Origin of the sequence: Bacillus sp. FJAT-22090, assembly GCF_001278755.1 — a bacterium.
In the GTDB taxonomy this organism is placed as follows: Bacteria; Bacillota; Bacilli; order Bacillales_A; family Planococcaceae; genus Psychrobacillus.
Window position 1 is genome coordinate 316,817 of record NZ_CP012601.1, and the last position, 21,607, is coordinate 338,423.

Below are 21,607 nucleotides of genomic sequence, written 5' to 3' on the forward strand. Positions count from 1 at the left end.
ACTGAGCGTAGTGAGGGAAGCGGCTGAAGCCATGCCGGCGGAAAGCGTCCGTCCTGAACGGAAATCTATCGCACTTTTTAATAGAAGATAAAAAAAGAGGCTGCCCTTAAAAGTCATTTTTTATGACAATCAGGACAGCAGTTTTTTTTATTGAATAATATCTAGAAAACCCTGTATCATTTTATTTCCTTGTATTGTCCCAATTGATTCAGGATGAAACTGAAGTCCATATATGGGATAATCTCTATGCTTGATTGCCATAATTTCATTATCATCCGTTGCACGTGCAAGCACTTCTAATTCTTCGCTTAATGTTTGCTCATCAATTACGAGAGAATGATAACGCATGACCGAGATTGGTTCTTTAAATGGATGGAATAAAGAATCAGCGGAATGCTCAACAATCGATAATTTCCCATGCATAATATTTTTCGCTTGAATAATCTTTGCTCCAAATGCAGCTCCAATGGATTGGTGACCTAGACATATTCCGAGAATTGGATATCTATTGTGCAGCTGTTGAATCAGCTCAATGGATATCCCTGCTTCCGAAGGGCTACCAGGGCCAGGAGATATAATTATCGCTTCTGGATGTAGTTCTTCAATTTGTTTGATAGTAATGGCGTCATTCCGGACAACCATAACTTCTTTGCCGAGCATACTTACTTGTTGATATAAGTTATACGTAAAAGAATCATAATTATCGATTAATAGGATCATTGTTGCACCTCCAAAAGAGCTTTTGCTTTATTTAGGGTTTCTTCGTATTCGCTTTTTGGAATAGAATCAAAAACTATTCCTGCTCCTGCTTGAACATGTGCGACATGATCCTTTACAACCATAGTGCGAATAGCAAGTGCCAAATCCATATTGCCTGTTATGGATATATAGCCTACTGCACCTGCATATACACCACGTTTAGATGTCTCAAGTTGATTTATAATCTGCATCGCTCTAATTTTAGGCGCACCAGAGACGGTTCCAGCTGGTAAGCATGCTGATAAAACATCTAATACATGTGTGTCCTTTTTTAGTAGACCAGTTACTTCCGAAACGATGTGCATCACGTATTTATAGTATTCTATCTTCATATATTTTTCGATTGAGACTGAACCAATTTCCGAGATGCGTCCAATATCATTACGACCTAAATCTACAAGCATACGATGTTCTGCAACTTCTTTTTCGTCGTTTAATAGAGACTGTGCAATTTGTTCATCCTCTTGTATGGATTGACCACGGGGTTTCGTTCCAGCTATTGGATTTGTAGTCACTAATCCATTTTGTACTTTTACAAGGCTTTCTGGTGAAGTTCCAAGTATTATATAATGCTCAAAGTCTAAATAAAACATATATGGAGATGGATTGGATGTACGTAGCTTACGATATAATGCAAATGGATTTCCTTCATAGGGAGAAGAAAATCGTTGGGACAATACAACCTGAAAAATATCGCCTTTTATAATATGTTCTTTTGCTTTTTGAACCATTTCTATAAATGTCTGCTCATCTATCATGGGCTGAAATGCCAGCTTTGCTTCATTTTCCTTGGAGGAAATGGGACCTTTTTTTAAATCAGAACAGATAGCTTCAATTGCTTCCGTCATTTTGTTATGGGTACGACCATTGTGGAATAAATCGATTGCAGCTATTGTAGCAGTTTGCTTTAAATGATCATAAATCACAAATGTATCGTAAAACATTAAATGTATATCTGGCATTTCTAAGTCATCGTGGAGAAACTCTCCAATTTTTTCACTGTAAAAAGCTGTCTCATATCCAAAATAGCCGATTGCACCGCCAAAAAATGAAAAAGGATATATTTCTTTGTGAATAGGCATCATAGATTTTAGTTTTTCGATGATGGATTCTGTTCCTTTTTCCTGGCTACCACTTTCATAACGGAGTGAATATCCAGATTGATTTCCTGTTATTTCTGCAATGGGTTTACATGCGATAAATGAATATCTACCACTTTCTTCATGCTTTGCGGATGACTCAAATAACGTCTTTTTCTTTCCAGTTAAAGCATGATAAATGGATATAGGGGTCATCATATCCCCTTGGATTTCTTTCAATTCGTAACTTCTCGTCTCAACTGTCATAGCTCTGCTCTCCTTTTCTCATCTAAACACAAAAAGGCCCTCCATCACAAAGGACGGAGAGCCGTGGTGCCACCTTTTTTGATTACTATTGTAATCCACTTAACTGCAAGTAATATATTGCAAGTCCTGTAACGTAGACATACGCCAAAGCCTACTAAGTGTTCAGCTTTGGAGCTCAGAAGCCCATTCACTAAATGTCATGCACTGATTTGCACCAACCATCAGCTCTCTAGAGCATTTCATAAAGTTACTATTCTTCCTCAATGCTTGTTACAAAACATTGTATAATAAATAGTTTCATAATTCAATCGATTTTGCAGCACTCATTCCAGCTATCTTTCCAGTCACGAGTGCTGAAGTAATATTATAGCCACCTGTATAGCCATGAATATCAAGGATTTCTCCGCAAAAATACAGACCAGCTTTTTTCTTCGAAGCCATTGTTTTAGGTTCGATTTCTTTAATTGAAACACCACCTCCCGTTACAAATGCTTTGTCAAGGGGCTGTGTTCCATATACATTTACCGTAAATTGTTTCAACAAATGAGCAAATGAGCGAACCTTTTCGTGTGAAAGATTTTGCCCATCTTCACTTTCTTGAATACCAGCTTGTTGTAATAAAAACAAAAGCCATCTTTCTGGTACAAGTCCTTTCCACACATTTTTTAAAGCTTTTTTTGGTTCCTCTTTAATAGAAGAGAGGAGAGATTGAAAAGTTTGTTCCTCGTTTTTGTCGGGTAGACTATCTATACGAATTTGGACAAGCTCACCACCATTTTTCTTTTGCTCTTTTACAACGAACTGGCTGCAACGTAATATAGCAGGACCACTTAATCCAAAATGAGTGAAAAGCATGTCCATTTGATGAGTAATAATTGCTTTACCTTTTTTATTTAAAACTGAAACTGCAACATCTCGTAATGCAAGCCCTTGAAGTTCTTTTGATTTTATAAATGACTCATTGGATAGTAAAGGAACCTCTGTAGGATATAGATCAGTAACCGTATGTCCAGCCTTTTCTGCCCATGGATATCCATCACCCGTAGAGCCAGTTTGTGGTACTGCCTTTCCACCGACTGCAACAACTATAGCGCCGGCGGTAATTTCTTCACCAGTTTCAAGACGAACTCCAATAATTTTCTCATCATTCATTAATAATTTGGCAACTGGTGCGTTTAATTTAATTTCAACTTTTAACCGTTTTAATTCGTCCAGAAGAGCATTCACTACATCCATTGCTTTATTGGATACTGGAAACATTCTTCCATGATCTTCTTCTTTTAGTTGTACCCCAAGATTTTCGAAAAAGGCAATAATATCTTCATTATTAAAAACAGAAAAAGGGCTATATAAAAATCTTCCGTTTCCAGGAATATTTTTGACGATTTCTTCTTGAGGAAGTCGATTGGTCACATTACAACGACCGCCTCCTGATATTGCTAGCTTTTTGCCAAGCTTATTACCCTTTTCTATTAATAATACTTGTTTATTTTCTGCTCCAGCAGCAGCTGCTGCCATTAGGCCAGAGGGACCTCCGCCGATTACAATAACGTCATACATAATAAGTTCACACTTTCATTTTTTTCTTTAGTATACATCATTGTGGTTTTGTTTCGACAGATGTAAACTGTAAGATAGACATTTCTTAGGATTGGACGGTTTTTATGGCTTCGAATTTATTAAAAGGGACGATGATTTTAACAATTGGTCTCTTATTATCTAGAATATTAGGCGTTCTCTATGTAATTCCTTTTTATCAATTAATTGGGGAAGAGTATGTAGTACTCTATCAGTATGCATATGTTCCTTATTCAATTATGTTGGCAATAGCAGTATCGGGAGTACCTATTGCAGTTTCAAAATTTGTTTCGAAATATAATGCACTAGGGGATTACGCAACAGGACGAAAATTAGTCCAATCAAGTATGCTGCTTATGTGTGTTACAGGTGTACTAGGATTTCTTCTTCTTTATATATTGGCGGAACCTATCGCTCAACTTGTCATAAAAGACAAAGATGCTATCTTCTCCATTGAGGATGTTGCATCCGTTATTAGATATGTAAGTTTTGCGGTGATAGTTGTACCTGTTATGAGTTTAATTAGAGGCTTTTTTCAAGGGTATCAACATATGACCCCAACTGCTGTATCTCAGTTATTTGAGCAAGTTGTACGTATTTTGTTCGTTCTAGCTGGTGCTTTCGTTGTCATGAATGTATTTAAAGGCTCGGAGAAAACTGCTGTTTCTTTTGCAGTTTTTGCAGCATTTTTAGGAGCGATCGCTAGCTTAGTTGTGCTGTATTGGTATTGGAAAAAGTTAAAGCCAGAATATAATGCACTTCTAGAAAATAGCGGAAATTTAACATCAGATGTATCGTTAAAAAATATTTATAAAGAAATCTTAGTCTATACGGTTCCATTTGCTTTAGTAGGGGTAATCAATCCACTCTTTCAATTTATCGATATGATTACTTTTAACCGTGCAATGACAATGATTGGGAAAGCATCAGTTTCTGATACATATTTAGGTATGTTGAACTTCACAACACATAAGCTTGTGATGATACCAGTAATGTTGGCTACAGGCTTTTCGATGACGCTCATTCCTCTTATTACTAGTTTTTATGCGAAACAGGATTTTATGAATGTTAGAAAATCTTTAGATCAGGCATTTCAAATTTTATTATTTTTAACTTTGCCGGCTGCATTAGGTATTTCAGTTTTAGCAGACGAATTTTATACAGTATTTTATGAGACAAGCGATGTAGGAGCTACAGTGCTTGCGCATTATGCACCTGTTGCGATACTGTTTGCTCTTTATCCAGTAACTACTTCTATTTTACAAGGAATCGATCGCCAAAAATTAATTATCCTCAATTTATTAATCGGAATTTTAACAAAGCTCGTATTAAATACCCCGTTTATTAAAATGTTTGAAACGGATGGTGCTATTTTGGCCACTTCTGCTGGTTACATTGTTGCTATTGCTTTAAATATGGTTGCTATAGGAAAAACATTGCATTATCAATCTACAATGGTAATTAGACGTATTTTCCTTATATCTATATTAACGGCAATTATGTTATGTATAGTATCCATCGTAAAATGGGGAATTGGGCAAGTATTTACGATTGATGGAAAAATAGAATCATTATTAGTTATCTTTGTTTGTGCTTCCATTGGAGCAGTTTTTTATGGATATGTCACGCTAAGATTAGGACTTGCACAAAAGCTTTTCGGCGAGAGAATTACACGTTTTACGAAAAAAATTGGTTTTTAGGAGTATGACATGCGATTAGATAAATTTCTAGCACATATGGGATTTGGTACGAGGAAAGAAGTAAAAGAATTAATTAAATCTAAAGCTATACAAGTAAATGATGTCATAGTAAAAGATAGCTCTTTGCATGTGAAGGAACATGTAGATAAAGTTTCTGTTTATGGAGAAGAAATTGAGTATAAAGAATTTATCTACTTAATGCTAAATAAGCCTGCAGGAGTCGTATCTGCCACAGAAGATACGAGAGATCGAACTGTGATTGACTTATTAGAGGATGATGTACGTCATTTTCAGCCATACCCAGTTGGTAGACTAGATAAGGATACTGTAGGGTTGCTATTATTAACAAATGACGGTGCTTTAACGCATCGTCTACTTTCTCCGAATAAGAATGTACCAAAATTATATTATGCAGAGGTTGAAGGCATAGTTGACGAGAGTGACGTACAGGCTTTTTTAGAAGGAGTAATATTAGATGATGGCTATAAAACAAAGCCGGGAATTTTGACAATTTTAAGTAGAGGACCAGTGTCCGAAGTAGAAATAACAATAACAGAAGGCAAATTTCATCAAGTAAAAAGAATGTTCGAATCCGTTGGAAAAAAAGTAGTTTTTCTTAAAAGGCTTTCAATGGGACAATTAAAATTAGATGAATCTCTTAAACAAGGAGATTATAGAGAACTTACTGAAGAAGAGTTAGAGGGGTTACAGCAAAAGAATGACCAAGCTTAGGCTAGGTCATTCTTTTCATATGGGGAAATCTAAGATGTCATTTTAACGCGTTTGTTCGTCGTGGTCCATTTGCCTCTTGTTGGGCTTATGACTAAGTCATTAAAGGCAAGTACATTCAAATCTCGTTGAATCGTGCGAGGAGTGATGCCAAATTCATCGACTAAATCTTGTGTAGTAACAGTTCCGTGATCACGGATGAACATATACATATCTTTAATTCGATTGAGCATCCGATCAGTAGTTGGTTTCATAAGTAACCACTCCTTCATCATCATATCTCGTGGCAAGACTAGCGGACGACATGGGTGAAAAGCAACTAATTAATTGCAATTTACAGCCCCTTTACTATATTGGTAGTCAGTCATATATTTTCTGACAATTTAATTATAGTAGATTTTCGAGAAAATTTCTATAAAAAACAGCTAATTTACAAAAACTTCATAAAAAAGATTTATTAAAATGAATGAAAAAATAGATGTCCAAGCGAAAAAATTGATAGCAAACAAGTAGAAAAAATATAAAAAAAGGTTCGTTAGTACATGAAATATTAGAATTAAAAAAATCATCGAAAAAGAAGACTGAAAATGCCTTCTTTTTTGTGTTTTATACGCTGAAAAAAGTGTAGAATAACGTTAGAAGGATTGTGTAGGAGGGTTTATATTGAATTGGTTAGAACTTGCGGAACAAAAAAGAACTGAGATGATTGAAGAGCTTCAAAAATTAATTCAAATTCCTAGTGTTCTTGATGAAAAAGCTGCTACGGAAGAAATGCCTTTTGGGCCGAAACCTCTAGAAGCACTTAATCATATGTTAAGTGAAGGAAAAAATGAGGGTCTAGTTACTAAAAATATTGATAATATGGCTGGTCATATTGAAATGGGAGATGGAGAGGAAACTTTAGGTATTCTCTGTCACGTTGATGTGGTACCGGTTGGAGAAGGCTGGACTTATCCTCCTTTTGAAGGCGTCGTAGCAGATGATAAAATTTACGGTCGTGGTGCAATAGATGATAAAGGTCCGACTATTGCAGCTTGGATGGCAATGAAGTTAGTAAAAGAATCTGGAATCCCTTTACATAAAAAAGTAAGACTAATCATTGGGACGGATGAAGAGAGCGGCTTTCGATGTGTAGAACGTTATTTTGAAAAAGAACCGATGCCTGAAATAGGCTTTGCACCTGATGCAGATTTCCCAATTATTAATGCAGAAAAAGGAATTGCAAACCTAATTTTTACACAAACTGGATCAACTGAAACGGAAACTATTCAATTTTTTCAAGCAGGAAAGCGGACAAATATGGTTCCGGACGAAGCCTTTGCCCTTATTTTTGGTGGACTTCATTCCATAAAACAAAAGTTTAGTGAATTTTCTACTGAACATGGTTTTAATGGGGAAGTAACGCAAGAAGGTCCAATGGTTAAAGTGTTGGTAAGAGGAAAATCTGCACATGCTATGGAGCCAGATGAAGGGGTAAATGCTGCAATTTTACTTGCGAAGTTTTTACAAGTCGTACCATTAACTCCTCACTCGAAAGAATTTGTAGACTTTTTAGTTATTGGCTTTGGTGATGACAGTAGAGGGCATGCATTATCTCTTAACTTTTCGGATGATGTATCAGGAGATACAACATTAAATCCGGGTGTTATTCATTATGCCCCATCACAAGGGTCTTGTACACAAGTTAGTATGAGATATTCAGTTACTTACCCTTTTGAAGAAAAACTGAGTACATGTAGAGAGACTCTTCAAAATTTAGGGATCACGCTTGATCTTGGCTCTAATTCTAAGCCTCATTATGTCGATAAAGAAGATATACTTATTAAATCATTACAAAAAGTATATGAAAGACAAACGGGAGAAGAGGCAAAGCTGTTATCTATAGGTGGAGGTACTTATGCTAGGGTTCTGAAAAATGGTGTTGCATTTGGAATGCTATTCCCTGGAAGAAAGGACGTTGCGCACCAAGTAGATGAATATGTAGACATAGAAGATTTAGTTAAGGCAACAGCGATTTATGCAGATGCAATTGTAGAACTTGCAGGAAAAAATACTACAGAGGTGAAAATTGATGACTAAAATATTATGGAATGATCAAATCGTTAACGAAGAAGAAGTAAAAATAGGCTTTGAGGATCGTGGATACCAATTTGGTGATGGTATTTATGAAGTAATCAAAATTTATAACGGAGATGTATTTACTGCTAAAGAACATATTGACCGATTGTATGCAAGTGCTGATAAAATTCAGTTAGTCATTCCTTATACAAAAGATGTACTTCATAAAATGCTCTATGATTTAATCGAAACGAATGAAGTCCAAAACGGACATATTTATTTGCAAGTTACTCGTGGTACTAGCGCTAGACAGCATAACTTTCCGACTCCAGCTGTCGATTCTGTACTAACAGCATATACAAAAGAAACAAGTCGTCCTCACGCTCAACTTGAAAACGGAGTAAAAGCGTGTTTAGTTGAGGATATTCGTTGGCTTCGTTGTGATATAAAATCTCTGAACCTTTTAGGAAATGTATTGGCAAAACAAGAAGCTGTAAGCAAAGATTGCTATGAAGCTATTCAACATCGTGGGGAAGTAATAACCGAAGGGTCTTCATCCAATATATATGGCATTAAAGATGGTGTGCTTTATACACATCCAGTTAGTAATCTTATATTAAATGGAATAACAAGAAAAGTGATTTTAGATTGCTGTGAAGAAGTAGGGCTCCCGGTAGTAGAAGAAGCATTTACAAAAGCACAAGCTTTGGAAATGGATGAAATTATTATGTCTTCTACAAATGCTGAAGTAATGCCAATTGTTTCTGTCGACGAAAAACCAATTGGAAATGGTACACGTGGAGAATGGACTCAAAAATTACAACAAGCTTTTGAGAAAAAAATCCCTTCATCTATTGGCGTATGAACACACATTACTTTATAGGTATTAAAATTCCACCAACGCTTGCAACATATATCATAGAAGCAAGAGATAAAACTAATTTACATGAGACGCATAAAACGTTGCCATTTAAAGAGGATTTGCACATTACTTTATTTTATATTGGGGCAATGGCGAGCGAACAAATAGAACATATCATCCAGTCGTTACAAAATATCGACTGGAGTTCTTTTAATCTAACAACGAATGGGCTCGCTCATTTTGGAAGCAATCGAACACCGAGAGTAGTTTATACTGACTTAGAAGAAAGTGCCTCATTAAAGAGGTTACAAAAAGAAGTTGTGAAAACCATGAGTGATCGTATAAAAACAGATCATGCGAAGGATTTTAATGCTCATATTACGATTGCTAAAAAATGGGCGTCTAAAGGGTTACTGTCTACAGAAGATTTTCACTTGCCTAAATCGACATTTGAAGTAAGTAGTTTTAGTGTATTTAAGATAAACCCGAATAATAAACCTCGTTATGAGGAGATTGCTTCTATTAGATGCAAAGGAGGGTAAGTGAATGGCTCAGTTAGTAAAACTACAGGACTATATTTCAAGATATCAAGTTGATTTAAAACGATATCCCACTCAATTTGTTCGATTAAAAAAACAGCAATGGGAACGTACAAAAGCTGAATGGGAAAGTGGATCATTTGACACCTCATGGATAGAAAAAGACGATGAGGTGGAAATACCTGAAAAGAAATCTATTTTCTCTAAGCTTTTCAACCGTAAACAGAACGAAGTTATAGAGGAGTCTGTTTGGGAAGAATCAGAGTTGCAGGAAGAAGAGGTGATTCCGGAAGAATCGACGATGCTTAATTTTCAACCTAATATCGTTTACAATCCAAAATCAAAAGAAGAATTAAAACGTCTGTATTTAAATCAGCTATTTCATTTTCAACTGAAGTGGGCAAGCTCGACTTTACGAGAAAAATCTTATGTTGATCCAAAATTTATGCGAGATACTTTATTACGAACACTTACTTTACAGCTACCTGATAATTATTTTTTATTTTATTATCCTATTTTAAAACTTAAAAAAGCTCCAGTTGAATTAGAAATCATATTAATATTACCTACAGAGATTATATGCCTTGTTGTTTTAGAAAGAAAAGAATTGGATGCTTTTATAGGAAGTAGCGATCGTTTTTGGATTCAAAAAAGCGGTAAGGAAGAAAAGAAGGTATTGAGTCCAATGGTAGGATTAAATCGAATGGAATCTATTTTAATGCAAATAATTAAAAAAGAAGAAATTGATTTGCCAATTAGGAAAGTAGTGCTTTCAAGAAATGGGTATATTGATTATCCAGGGACTTCTTTCAACACTCAATTTGTAGATACACGGAAGTTTCCGGAGTGGTTTAGATCATTAAAATCTTCTCCTTCCCCAATGAAGCATATGCAATTTAAAGCTGCACAAGCAATACTTGACTTAGCTCAAACAACGTCCTATTCAAGATCTGGTTGGGAAGTAGACAGTGAGGAAAGTGATGAATAACGTAGTTTTTATTGTGAATGAACATGCTGGTCGTGGACGAGCAAAAAAAATATGGGCATCATGGAAAGAGAAAATTGATTTTCCTTATACTAGTTACGTGACTGAATATAGAGGACATGCTACGAATATAGCAAGAGATTGTGCACTATATAACGAGGAGGATTTGTTAATTGTAGCTATCGGCGGAGACGGTACTGTTCACGAAATTATTTCAGGAGTTACGCATTATAATCACGTTCGAGTCGGAGTTATTTCTGCAGGTAGTGGAAATGATTTTGGTCGGACTTTTTCTGTTTTCAAAACCGTAGAACAGTTACGGAATTATGCAAAGAACTACTATACATATGAAAAATTAGACTTTGGTATCTTATCATCGAAAGAAAAAGATTTTGGTTTTGTAAATAATGCAGGTTTTGGTTTTGATGCAAAAGTAGTTTATTCCGTAAATAATTCTTCATGGAAAAAGTGGTTAAATGTCTTGGGGTTAGGGAAAATAGCTTATATACTATATTTGGTTAAAGAGCTTATAACATTTACAAGATTTTCATTCACTTTACATACGGAGAAAGATGAGTTAAAGTTTGATGATGTTTGGTTCCTTGTTGTATGCAATCAGCCTTTTTTTGGTGGAGGAATGAAAATATCACCTAGTTCTCAACCAAATGATCAATTAATAGAAATGACAATCGTAAATAAATTAGCAAAATGGAAGCTTCTCTTTATTTTCGGTACGGTGTTTTTTGGGAAACATACAAAGTTTAAAGAAGTGAAACAGTTTCAAGCTAAAAATTTTAAGATTACGATGCATGATCAAGTATTTGGTCACGTGGATGGAGAATTCTCTTGCCTAACAGACCATAATCATCGTTATACTTTTTCGGTTCAATCAAAAGCTTGGAATTTAGCGAAACCAATAGTTAAAGGAGTTAAAAATAATGAGGTTAAGACATAAACCATGGGCAGAAGATTTTATCAATGCTCATCCTGAAATTATTATACAAAATCCGGAGGAATTGAAAGGCAAATGGGACTCTGAATTTAAAAATGCTCATCCCCTTCACATCGAGGTAGGAACGGGGAAAGGGCAATTTATAACAGGAATGGCCAAGCAAAATCCGGATATCAATTATATTGGAATAGAGCTATATGATAAAGTAATCGTTTCGGCACTTGAAAATGCGATAGCAGCACAGCCATTGCCAAATTTACGATTGCTAAAGGTAAACGGCGCAGATTTGGCAAAGTATTTTGAGAAAAATGATGTAGACCGTGTTTATTTGAATTTCTCTGATCCTTGGCCAAAAGTTAGACATGAAAAGAGACGTTTAACTCATGAAGGATTTTTGAATTTATACGAATCTATTTTAGTAGATAACGCAGAGATTCATTTTAAAACAGATAATCGAGGATTATTTGAATACTCTTTAGTAAGTATGTCTGCGTATGGTATGTTAATAAAAGATGTTTCACTAGATTTACATGTGAATATGCCAGAAGACAATATTATGACCGAGTATGAAGAAAAGTTTTCTGCAAAGGGACAACCAATCTATCGAGTAGAAGCAAAATACGTATAAATGTTTAAGTGTTGACGATATCGATTAGGGGGAGATGGAGAATGGATACGCTTCAATTTCACAATATGACATTAACCTGGCTTAAAGGCGGTACTACGTTCATGGATGGGGGAGCCATGTTCGGTGTTGTACCAAAGCCGTTATGGGAAAAGAAATATCCTGTAAACGAATTAAATCAAATAGAGTTACCGTCAGATCCGCTATTTATCCAATACAATGGGCACAATATCTTAATGGAGGCGGGGCTTGGCTACGGTAAGTTTACAGAAAAACAAATAAGAAACTACGGTATAACTGATCAATCTCAAGTGGAGGACAACCTCGTTCAACTAGGTGTGTTACCAGAAGATATTGACATTATTATCATGACACATCTCCATTTTGATCATGCTTGCGGCCTAACAAAGTGGGAGAATGAGGAGCTAGTTTCAAGTTTTCCTAACGCGAAAATTTACGTTTCAGATGTTGAGTGGAAAGAAATGAGAAATCCTAATATCCGTTCACGAAATACTTACTGGAAAGAAAACTGGGAGCCAATTGAAGGGCAGGTTATTTCATTTTCGGGTTCATTAGAAATAGTGGATGGGATAGAGATAGTCCATACGGGTGGACATAGTGATGGGCATAGTATTGTTTTATTGAAACAAAACGGAGAAACGATTATTCATATGGCGGATTTAATGCCAACCCATGCACACCAAAATCCATTGTGGGTGTTAGCATACGACGATTATCCGATGACTTCCGTTTTTGCAAAAGAAAGATGGGTGAACGAAGCGCTTAGTAATAATTATTGGTTTAGTTTTTACCATGATGCTTTTTATCGTGTGATCAAATGGTCAGAGGATGGAAAAGAAATAATAGACAAATTAGACCGAACTCGTTAAAAAATCAGCTGCACGCTAGTCAAGTGCAGCTGATTTTTTATATTATGGCTTGCTTAATAAGTCGTGTTTTTTCAATTTTAGAGTGTAGACCACGGATGTGCGCTTGCCACACGCTACGCATGAGCCTCCGCAGGATGAGTCGTTCCTTCGTCGTTCCCACATCCTTTACGGGGTCTCATTCTTCGCGCTCCTGCGGCTTGTAAGGCGCACATCCTGGAACATTCTCTTTATATACTTAGAAGTAATCAGAAGCTGCATTCAGAACAATTTATTATAGAATAGACTTACATATTTAATTTGGGGCACTGGAATTTGCGCCTTGTTAGCCGCATGACAATGTTGATCAGTGAGTTGAAAATATGGGGAGCACTTACAAAGGCTTAATTTTGAGCATAAAATAGTTGATTTTCGTTTCATGCGGCGACTCCAGCCGGAATAGCATGAGCTGAAGACCCTGGACTGAGCGTAGTGAGGGAAGCGGCTGAAGCCATGCCGGCGGAAAGCGTTCGCCTGGAACGGAAATCAACGGTGCCCACACAAAAAGCAAGTATGTGAACGAAATGTCGTTCACATACTTGCTAAGAGCGCTCGCCTGCGGAAAGCGCATGCCTATAGTTGGTTTTATATGTTCAGTCTATGTGTACTTTGAATGGAAATACAGATGTGTATTTCCACACGCTACACATTAGTCAACAATAATATTTAACAAATTCACTATTATATATCTATTAAACTTTTACTAACTCCACAACAGTTCCTGTTTTAGTATCTGCAGAAAATTCAAATTGCTCGAGCTCGCCATTTCGAACACGAGAAATACCACCTTTATATACATTTGTATGGATTGCCTCATTAGTGAAAGGCTCTGGACTCATATAAATCCATGAACCATCTATTGGACCTTCTTGTTTAAATGAATTTTTTATTTCTCTTAAAACAAGCTCTGGTGATCGATTAATACTCAATTTATTAGTTGCCTGACTAGCAATTATCCCTATTACAATTCCTGATCCAAGACCCATCATATAGTCACGAAGTTTCAATGTTCTACTCCTCCTAACGTCTTTTTTTTAGTGTATCATATATTTTCAATCAAATAAATTTTTCGAATGTCGAAGTTTTTAAGTAGTAAACGATTCTGGCATTTATTACAATAGAAGAGGAATCTAAATTTTATTATTTAAATTTGACCAAAGCTTTAGGAGGCTTTTAGAAATGAATGAAGAAACGCGCTCGCTTTTTAAAACTCTAACAGAATTACCAGGAGCACCAGGAAATGAACATGCAGTACGTTCTTTTATGCGAAGTGAACTTTCCAAGTATTCAGATGAAATCGTGCAAGATAATTTGGGAGGCATTTTCGGATTAAAAAAAGGGGACGAAAATGGTCCGAAAATTTTAGTTGCTGGACATATGGACGAAGTTGGCTTTATGGTATCAGGTATCACAGATAATGGAATGATTCGATTTCAACCATTAGGCGGTTGGTGGAGTCAAGTATTACTTGCACAACGCGTAGATATCGTAACGAAAGATAGAACAATTCCAGGAGTCATTGGATCTATTCCGCCTCATCTATTAAGTGATGAAATGAGAAACAAACCAATGGACGTTAAAAATATGTTAATTGATGTTGGTGCAGACGATCAAGAAGATGTGAAGCGTATGGGAATAAGACCAGGAGATCAAATAGTCCCTGTTTGTTCGTTCACACCGATGGCGAATGATAAAAAAATCATGGCTAAAGCTTGGGATAATCGATATGGTTGTGGACTTGCAATTGAGCTATTAAAAGAAGTACAAAATGAGCAATTGCCTAATTTGCTTTATTCTGGTGCAAATGTTATGGAAGAAGTTGGTTTGCGTGGTGCACAAGCATCAGCAAATATGATTCAGCCAGATTTATTCTTTGCATTAGACGCTAGTCCTGCAAATGATGCTTCAGGTAATAAAAATGAGTTTGGGCAACTTGGAAAAGGAGCTCTTTTACGTATTTTTGACCGTACAATGGTAACACACCGCGGTATGAGAGAATTTGTATTAGATACGGCTGAAACAAATAAAATTCCTTATCAATATTTCATCTCACAGGGTGGTACAGATGCTGGACGAGTGCATACTTCCAACGAAGGTATACCTAGTGCAGTTATTGGAATCTGCTCTCGTTATATCCATACTTCTGCTTCAATTATTCATACCGATGACTACGCAGCAGCTAAGGAACTTATAACTAAATTAGTGAAAGCATGTGACCGAACAACTTTAGAAACAATTAAAGCAAACGTATAATAAAATAAAAAGAAGGAGCCGAAAAATTAATTTCGGCTCCTGATTTTTTAATTGTTGAAAATTAAAATTATCATCTAGTTATTATAGATTTACTAATTAATTCTATATAAAATAAGGAAAATATGAAAGGATTGCAATAAAAAAACTAACTAGTGTAAATAGCAATAGACCTAATGTGATTGGTGATATGTTAAATCGAAATGGTTTAACACCATCATTATCTAATCTATTCCAACCTTTTATGTGTGCATTTAATTCATTAGTTGTTTGGTTCGTATATAATTGAAACAACCAAACAGATCCGAATATTACAAGACTACCTAAAAAAAGTGTATCGATCAATGCCCATCCAATAATAACTGAAGCGAGCGAGAGTATGATTGCTTCTATAGATACCGTAAGAAGTACAACATAACCTTTTTTCAAAAAAATACACCACCTAAAATTGTTTACACTTCATACGAATAAAACTTCCAAAAGTTTCAATAGTTCTTTATTTTGGATAATATAACTCAAATTACTATTTATGAATAAGTCGAAATAGCACTTGAGGTATGAGTACTATTTTTCAGATGAATCTGTCAACATCACGAGAACCTTTACTAGTTAGGAGAGAATATGTTTGAAAATATTAATAGGAACCAATAATAGAGCTAAAACCAAAGCAGTCATAACTATATCAACTAAATATTATCCAAATGCCGAATTTGAAAATAAGGATGTCCCTTCACTTGTATCCAATCAACCAATGAGTGATGAGGAAACAAGACAAGGTGCTATTAATCGTGCAAAACACTTAATGGTGGAGAATGTTGACGCTGAATTTGGAATAGGATTAGAAGGTGGCGTAAAAGAGATAGATGGGACGATGTATGTCTGCAATTGGGGTGCCCTTGTAACAAAAGATGGGAGAGTTTTTTCTGCAACAGGGGCAGGTGTACCTCTTCCAAATGAAATTGCTGTTTTGCTAAAGGCAGGTTCGGAACTTGGTCCTGTAATGGACGTCTTTACTAATAAGAATGATATTCGTCATGATGAAGGGGCAATCGGTGTATTTACGAATGGTCTTGTGTCTAGAAGCGACATGTTTGAGCATATTATGTTATTACTTATAGGTCAATTCGAACTTTCTAAGAAGCTCTAAATAAGAATGAACTTGCCTCTTAGATTTCTAATTCTTCTATAAAGAAAATGGAAAGTATCCTGTAGTTGCAAGTGACTGAAATCATCTATAAAATATATAGCAGTTATGCTTTGAATGGAGGAAAGTAAATGGCTCGAAATTGGATGCGGTTATGTATCGCGTCACTAGCTGTCTTGTTATTAGTTGGCTGTTCTTCAGTTGAAGAACAAGCGGAAGATGGCATGGAAAATGCAAAAGAAGTGTTTCAAGGGGATGCGGAAAAGCCCAACAAAACAGTAGATAATTTGAAAATATTTTTGCCTAGTGGATTTTCTATTGAAGATGACTCTGATCAAACGAACATTATTTTATCTAAAGGCAATGATTCCTATATTTTATTTGTTAATCCCAATGAGCTTCCTGGAAGTCAATTATATTATGATTTAATGATGGATAATAAAAATTTAAAAATAGTTGAAAAAGATACATTTGAACAAAACGGAAGGTTTGGTTTTGCTGCAATTATTGAGAGTAGTGAAGAAAACTTTGAACTTATAGCAAGTATAGGCGGCATAAAGCTTACTACTATATCAAAACAACAAGATATCGCTTCTAATATAGAGAAAATGATGATGATTGTAAGGTCTATTTCAACTGACTAAGGAGGAAAGAAAAATGAAAAACCTAACTTCAGTGGAAGAATTCAATCAATTAATACAAGAAAGTAAGGTAGTGTTTAAATTTACTGCTGGCTGGTGTCCAGACTGTCATTTCATAGATCCATTTATGGATGAAGTAGAAGAAAAGTTTTCAGACTTTCAATTTGTTTCTGTGGATCGTGATAAATTTATTGATCTCTGTATTCAATTAGATGTTTTTGGAATTCCAAGCTTTATCGTATATGATAAAGGGGAAGAACAAGGACGTTTTGTTAGCAAAGATCGTAAAACAAGAGAAGAAATCGAATCATTTCTTCAAACAATCTAACAACAACAGAGCGGTTCACAATTAGTGGACCGTTTTATTTATGAGAAAGTAGGAATACGCATGAAAGCACAAGAACTAATACAGCTTTTGAAAACAAAGTTATCGGAAGATACATTTCTTTACGAATTTAATAGGGAAACGAATAAACTTAGATTAACTCATAAAGCACTTAATAAGGGTATAGATATTTCTATCCCACCAATTTTAGCGAAGGTTGAAACAAAAAAAGAATTGGCCGTTGAAGAAGTTGTGTATACCATTCATCAAACTTTTCAAGCAATGGAAAAAGAAATTTCTGGGGACATTGATCCTTCTTCTTCTGTATACCCGGTCATTCGTTCCACCTCTTTCCCTGAAAAATCAAATGAAGGAAATCGATTTGTTACGAAAGAACATACAGCAGAAACAAGAATTTATTATGCATTAGACCTTGGAAAAACTTATCGGTTACTAGATGAGAAAATGCTGCAGAGTTGGGGTATACGGGAAACTGAAATTCGTGAAAGAGCGCTATTTCAAGTTCGAAATTTAGTAAATAATTTTAAAAAAGATGAAGTAGCAGGAAATGTATTTTACTTTTTTAATAATAACGATGGCTATGATGCAAGTAGAATACTCAATGAGTCTCTTTTAAAAGACATGAAAAAGTTAATTGTTGGAGATATGACTATTTCTGTACCCCATCAAGATGTTATGATAATTGGTGATATAAGAAATGAGACGGGGTATGATGTTTTGGCACAAATGACGATGCACTTTTTTACAGTTGGAATTGTACCTATTACCTCTTTATCATTTATATATGAAAATGGAGATTTAGAGCCAATATTTATTATGGCAAAAAATCGAGTAGCGAAGGAGAAAGAAGAAAAATGAATGTTTTTTACAACCTTAATGGAGTTGGAGATGTATTGTTGCTTCAATTCACATCAGAAAAAATTGAAAAAGTAGTTACAGAATCCAAAGGTGATGTAACACTTATTAAAAATGCGAATACTAATGAGGTTTTAGCAATTAATATTTTCGAATTCAGTAAATATGCTGACATTCAGGAAAATGGAAATATAACTTTAACGGAAGAATTTGTAGCCAAACTAGAACAAGCGCTCCAATCGAATGAAGTAGATTATAAACTAAATGTAGACCTTTCACCAAAGTTTGTAGTAGGTTATGTAGAATCATTAGAACAACATCCAAATGCAGATAAATTAAAGGTTTGCCAAGTAAACATCGGTGGTAGCACGTTGCAAATTGTTTGTGGAGCACCGAACGTGGATGCGGGACAAAAAGTAGTTGTTGCAAAAGTAGGGGCTGTAATGCCATCTGGTATGGTTATTAAAGATGCAGAATTACGAGGAGTGGCGTCTAGTGGAATGCTATGTTCAGCAAGAGAACTAGATTTACCAAACGCTCCAGAAGTAAAAGGGATTCTCATCTTGGATGAACAATCAGAAATTGGAAGCTCATTTTTTCAATAAATAAGAGAAAATACACCTAATATGGTGTACTTAAGACTGTTGGCAAACGCTCGCACTGAAAAGCGGTTACAACACAGTCTAAGGAGAAATTTACCAAAAATGATTTTATCTACAATCAGAAGTACACCTATTATGGTGTACTTCTTTTCAAATTCATTTCAAATTCTTTAAAATAAGGACGCTAAGCGTTTTTATTGGTAAAATAAATGTATCTATTAGAAAGAGTTGATGAAATTGAATTGGTTAAAAAAACTATTTGCTAAAAATGAAGAAGAATATAGAGACATCGAACAATTGGTAGAACGGGATAGACCAGATTCTATCTCTAAATCGAAAACACCTTTTCGTTTTCCACTAATACCAGATGAAGAAAAAGATCAATTTCTATTTGGAGAGCCAAAAGAAGAAAAAAATGTAGAACCAGTGATGAAAAAACATATAACAGAACAAGAAACTTATAGACCTCTTCATACACAAGAGCTGTGGCAACAAAGAAAACTACAACCTGTCGTCGTACACAGAGCTCCTAAAAAGGAAATTCCAGTTATACCACGAACTCCTAAAAAAGAAATAATAGAAGAGACCATTACTGAAACACGGAAAAAGGCGTTTACACCTACAGATGTTCCTTCACCAGTTTTTGGATTTTCGAAAAGACGTGGAAATAAAACGGAAGAGTCGATGGAATTTAAAGATGCTGAGCAGAAAGCATCATATAAAGAAATAACAGTTTATCCTACACAAGTACCTTCACCAGTTTTTGGATTCTCCAATAGACGGGGAAATAAAGCGGAAGTGTCAATGGACCATATAAAAACTGACGAGGAGTCACCATATAAAGAAGAAACAATTTCTTCTACTCAAGTGACTTCCCCAGATGTTGTTTTTACGAAAAAACAGGAAACTAAAATAGATGCAAGCACATCAATACAAGCTGAGCAAGAAATAGTTACGAAAGAAATTGCGGTAACTGTTGTTCCTCAGGAAGTAGAGGTTCTTGAAGTTGAAATAGATCCTATAGTTTCAGAACCTATTGTTGAAGCAGAAGCAGAAGCAGAAGTAGAGGTTAAATATGAACTAATGGACAACCCAGTAGAGTCAGTTGAAGAAACAAAAATAGTACCGAAAGAAAACATTCGACCATTTAATGTACTAATGCTTAAATCAGATAAGGAAAAAATGAATAAGCTAATAAAAGAACCGACTAAGAATGCTCCAGAAGTAAAAGCGGTGACTTTACAACCGATTCAAAGTCAAAGTGATTTAAACACGCAATCTCAACCAGAGCATTCCATTTATGCAAGACCCGATCTTAGCTATTTATTACCTCCAGAAATGAAAAATGAAGATAGAGAGTGGATGGAGGAACAAGCATTCACACTTATAGAAGCATTATCCCATTTCCAAGTTTCAGGTGAAATTGTTCAAATGGTTCAAGGTCCTGCAGTAACTCAATTTGAGATAACAGTAGGTCATGGGACAAAAGTAAGTAAAATTCGTAATTTAGCGGATGATCTAAAACTTGCGCTTGCTGCAAAAGATATACGTATCCAAGCACCAATTCCAGGGAAAAGTTCAATTGGAATCGAAATCCCTAATAGAAAATCAAGAGCTGTACGATTATCAGAAGTGATTAATACAAATGTGTTTCTGGAATCAGATTCTCCTCTTGAAGCAGCATTAGGGTTAGATCTTACGGGAAAACCAGTAACGCTTGATTTGCGAAAAATGCCTCATGGCTTAATTGCAGGTGCAACAGGATCTGGTAAGTCAGTATTTATTAATTCGTTACTCGTAAGTCTTTTATATAAAGCAACTCCAGATGAAGTGAAACTTCTATTAATTGATCCCAAAATGGTAGAACTCGCGCCGTTTAATCATATTCCTCATCTTGTTAGCCCAGTTATTACAGATGTGAAAGCAGCAACTGCCGCATTGAAGTGGGCGGTAGAGGAGATGGAAAGACGCTACCAATTATTTGCCCATATTGGTGTAAGAGATATTAGTAGATACAATACATTGGCAACAGAAAAGAGACAATTTGCTCAGAAATTGCCTTATATCGTCATCGTAATAGATGAACTTGCAGATTTGATGATGATGGCCCCTACTGAAGTGGAAGATGCAATCTGTCGAATCGCCCAGAAAGCGAGAGCGTGTGGTATTCACTTAGTATTAGCGACCCAACGACCATCGGTAGATGTTATTACGGGGCTTATCAAAGCAAACATTCCAACCCGAATTGCTTTTTCTGTTTCTTCACAAATTGACTCTCGAACTATATTAGATCAACAAGGAGCAGAAAGATTACTAGGGAAAGGGGATATGCTTTACCAAGGAAATGGCATGTCCAGTCCAGTACGAATTCAAGGGACATTCGTAACGGATGATGAAATTGAAAATATCATTGATTATGCAAGAACTCAAGGAACTCCTGAGTACATGTTTGAGCAAGAAGAATTGCTTCAAAAGGCAGAGAATGTAACAGAACAGGATGAACTTTTTGAAGAAGCATGTCGATTTGTTGTAGAACAAGGTTCTGCATCTACCTCTTTATTACAAAGAAAGTTCCATTTAGGCTATAACAGAGCAGCTAGATTAATAGATGCTATGTATGAAAATGGATATATTACGGAGCAAAAGGGAAGTAAAGCTAGAGAAGTGTTACTAACTAACGAGAGTCTAGAACAAATATTTAGTTAATATA

Annotated in this window: 22 protein-coding genes and 1 other annotated feature; of the genes, 16 read left to right on the top strand and 6 right to left on the bottom strand. The window is 35.6% G+C overall.

Annotated features, from left to right (window positions below; genetic code table 11):
• Positions 1-147: 147 nt before the first annotated feature.
• From AM499_RS01700 to AM499_RS01710, 3 genes are all read right to left on the bottom strand, one after another.
• A complete protein-coding gene (locus AM499_RS01700) occupies positions 148-720 on the bottom strand; it encodes an anthranilate synthase component II (RefSeq protein ID WP_053588567.1) in 573 nt (190 codons plus the stop codon).
• Complete coding sequence (trpE, locus tag AM499_RS01705; protein WP_053588568.1) at positions 717-2,105, bottom strand: anthranilate synthase component I; 1,389 nt, start codon at positions 2,103-2,105, stop codon at positions 717-719. Before trpE ends, AM499_RS01700 begins: the two co-directional genes overlap by 4 nt.
• Before the next feature lie 46 nt (positions 2,106-2,151).
• Positions 2,152-2,378, bottom strand: a binding site (T-box leader).
• A gap of 24 nt (positions 2,379-2,402) precedes the next feature.
• Positions 2,403-3,665, bottom strand: a complete 1,263-nt coding sequence (locus tag AM499_RS01710) for a BaiN/RdsA family NAD(P)/FAD-dependent oxidoreductase (RefSeq protein WP_053588569.1) — start codon at positions 3,663-3,665, stop codon at positions 2,403-2,405.
• A 104-nt stretch (positions 3,666-3,769) separates the two neighbouring features.
• Between AM499_RS01710 and AM499_RS01715 the strand changes: the two genes are divergently transcribed.
• Positions 3,770-5,383 (top strand): putative polysaccharide biosynthesis protein, encoded by a 1,614-nt coding sequence (locus tag AM499_RS01715; protein WP_053588570.1) that lies wholly within the window; start codon positions 3,770-3,772, stop codon positions 5,381-5,383.
• Positions 5,384-5,392: 9 nt separating this feature from the next.
• Positions 5,393-6,115 carry a pseudouridine synthase gene (locus AM499_RS01720; RefSeq protein ID WP_053588571.1) on the top strand — a complete coding sequence of 241 codons (723 nt, stop codon included), beginning with the start codon at positions 5,393-5,395 and terminating at the stop codon, positions 6,113-6,115.
• A 29-nt stretch (positions 6,116-6,144) separates the two neighbouring features.
• On the opposite strand, the gene AM499_RS01725 is transcribed toward AM499_RS01720, so the two are convergent.
• Entirely contained in the window at positions 6,145-6,366 is a 222-nt protein-coding gene (locus AM499_RS01725) for a DeoR family transcriptional regulator (RefSeq protein ID WP_053588572.1), read from the bottom strand.
• A 409-nt stretch (positions 6,367-6,775) separates the two neighbouring features.
• On the opposite strand from AM499_RS01725, the gene pepV reads away from it, so the two are divergent.
• The 7 genes from pepV to AM499_RS01760 are packed head-to-tail and all read left to right on the top strand — an operon-like array spanning position 6,776 to position 13,023.
• Positions 6,776-8,191, top strand: coding sequence for a dipeptidase PepV (gene pepV, locus AM499_RS01730; protein ID WP_053588573.1), 1,416 nt, complete (start codon positions 6,776-6,778; stop codon positions 8,189-8,191).
• Entirely contained in the window at positions 8,184-9,035 is an 852-nt protein-coding gene (dat, locus tag AM499_RS01735; protein WP_053588574.1) for a D-amino-acid transaminase, read from the top strand. The genes pepV and dat overlap by 8 nt, the downstream gene beginning before the upstream one ends.
• The gene (gene thpR, locus AM499_RS01740) at positions 9,032-9,574 is read left to right on the top strand and encodes an RNA 2',3'-cyclic phosphodiesterase (protein ID WP_053588575.1); all 543 of its coding nucleotides are present in this window, start codon (positions 9,032-9,034) and stop codon (positions 9,572-9,574) included. Before dat ends, thpR begins: the two co-directional genes overlap by 4 nt.
• A gap of 4 nt (positions 9,575-9,578) precedes the next feature.
• The gene (locus AM499_RS01745) at positions 9,579-10,559 is read left to right on the top strand and encodes a nuclease-related domain-containing protein (RefSeq protein ID WP_053588576.1); all 981 of its coding nucleotides are present in this window, start codon (positions 9,579-9,581) and stop codon (positions 10,557-10,559) included.
• Positions 10,552-11,511: a diacylglycerol/lipid kinase family protein gene (locus tag AM499_RS01750; RefSeq protein WP_053588577.1), complete on the top strand. Its 960-nt coding sequence runs from the start codon at positions 10,552-10,554 to the stop codon at positions 11,509-11,511. Before AM499_RS01745 ends, AM499_RS01750 begins: the two co-directional genes overlap by 8 nt.
• Positions 11,495-12,136: a tRNA (guanosine(46)-N7)-methyltransferase TrmB gene (gene trmB, locus AM499_RS01755; RefSeq protein ID WP_053588578.1), complete on the top strand. Its 642-nt coding sequence runs from the start codon at positions 11,495-11,497 to the stop codon at positions 12,134-12,136. The genes AM499_RS01750 and trmB overlap by 17 nt, the downstream gene beginning before the upstream one ends.
• A gap of 41 nt (positions 12,137-12,177) precedes the next feature.
• A complete protein-coding gene (locus tag AM499_RS01760; protein ID WP_053588579.1) occupies positions 12,178-13,023 on the top strand; it encodes a YtnP family quorum-quenching lactonase in 846 nt (281 codons plus the stop codon).
• Positions 13,024-13,751: 728 nt separating this feature from the next.
• On the opposite strand, the gene AM499_RS01765 is transcribed toward AM499_RS01760, so the two are convergent.
• Positions 13,752-14,066, bottom strand: coding sequence for a peptidase M4 (locus AM499_RS01765; protein ID WP_053588580.1), 315 nt, complete (start codon positions 14,064-14,066; stop codon positions 13,752-13,754).
• Positions 14,067-14,238: 172 nt separating this feature from the next.
• Here AM499_RS01765 and AM499_RS01770 point away from each other — a divergent pair, with 172 nt between their 5' ends.
• The gene (locus AM499_RS01770; RefSeq protein WP_053588581.1) at positions 14,239-15,312 is read left to right on the top strand and encodes a M42 family metallopeptidase; all 1,074 of its coding nucleotides are present in this window, start codon (positions 14,239-14,241) and stop codon (positions 15,310-15,312) included.
• A gap of 102 nt (positions 15,313-15,414) precedes the next feature.
• Here AM499_RS01770 and AM499_RS01775 read toward each other — a convergent pair whose 3' ends face one another.
• Positions 15,415-15,738: a hypothetical protein gene (locus AM499_RS01775; RefSeq protein WP_053588582.1), complete on the bottom strand. Its 324-nt coding sequence runs from the start codon at positions 15,736-15,738 to the stop codon at positions 15,415-15,417.
• Positions 15,739-15,934: 196 nt separating this feature from the next.
• Here AM499_RS01775 and AM499_RS01780 point away from each other — a divergent pair, with 196 nt between their 5' ends.
• The 6 genes from AM499_RS01780 (at position 15,935) to AM499_RS01805 (ending at position 21,603) form a co-directional block, all read left to right on the top strand.
• Positions 15,935-16,456, top strand: coding sequence for a DUF84 family protein (locus AM499_RS01780; protein ID WP_053588583.1), 522 nt, complete (start codon positions 15,935-15,937; stop codon positions 16,454-16,456).
• A 128-nt stretch (positions 16,457-16,584) separates the two neighbouring features.
• The gene (locus AM499_RS01785) at positions 16,585-17,097 is read left to right on the top strand and encodes a hypothetical protein (RefSeq protein ID WP_053588584.1); all 513 of its coding nucleotides are present in this window, start codon (positions 16,585-16,587) and stop codon (positions 17,095-17,097) included.
• A 13-nt stretch (positions 17,098-17,110) separates the two neighbouring features.
• Positions 17,111-17,422, top strand: coding sequence for a thioredoxin family protein (locus tag AM499_RS01790; protein WP_053588585.1), 312 nt, complete (start codon positions 17,111-17,113; stop codon positions 17,420-17,422).
• A 60-nt stretch (positions 17,423-17,482) separates the two neighbouring features.
• Positions 17,483-18,298, top strand: a complete 816-nt coding sequence (locus tag AM499_RS01795; protein WP_053588586.1) for a DUF1444 family protein — start codon at positions 17,483-17,485, stop codon at positions 18,296-18,298.
• Positions 18,295-18,900, top strand: a complete 606-nt coding sequence (ytpR, locus tag AM499_RS01800; protein WP_053588587.1) for a YtpR family tRNA-binding protein — start codon at positions 18,295-18,297, stop codon at positions 18,898-18,900. Before AM499_RS01795 ends, ytpR begins: the two co-directional genes overlap by 4 nt.
• Positions 18,901-19,134: 234 nt before the next feature.
• Positions 19,135-21,603 carry a DNA translocase FtsK gene (locus AM499_RS01805; protein ID WP_053588588.1) on the top strand — a complete coding sequence of 823 codons (2,469 nt, stop codon included), beginning with the start codon at positions 19,135-19,137 and terminating at the stop codon, positions 21,601-21,603.
• Positions 21,604-21,607 lie beyond the last annotated feature (4 nt).